Source organism: Pseudomonas sp. PME37.24/025, from assembly GCF_055556615.1.
This window is the reverse complement of record NZ_JBVHNK010000225.1, coordinates 1-269: the sequence shown is the minus strand read 5'-3', so window position 1 is coordinate 269 and position 269 is coordinate 1. Positions and strand designations below refer to the sequence as shown.

Genomic DNA, 269 nt, shown 5'->3' with positions numbered 1-269 from the left:
AGCGTCACCTCTGCCTCGCTCATTCGTCGTTCCCCTCGGAGATCCAGTTCGTGGCATCCACTCGTCCCTCGCGGGCGTACACGCCGATGACGCGGCCGGTGAACGACTCCGCCGTCTCCGACGACAGGAACCTGCCGTCGACGTCGGCGAGATCGATGCGGCGGCCCGCCACCGTGGCCGCGAAATGGAAGACGTCGCTCGTGCGGGCGAAACCCTGTTCGGTCTCGGGCCGGCGCGAGTCGATGTGCAGCGTCACGCGGTCGGCGTCG

General features: G+C 68.8%; 1 protein-coding gene. It reads right to left on the bottom strand.

Features of this window, described 5'->3' with window-relative positions; genetic code table 11:
- Positions 1-19 precede the first annotated feature (19 nt).
- Positions 20-269, bottom strand: a 250-nt coding sequence (locus ACZ3HH_RS30155; RefSeq protein ID WP_465810256.1) for a hypothetical protein, incomplete at its 5' end; no start/stop codon positions are given.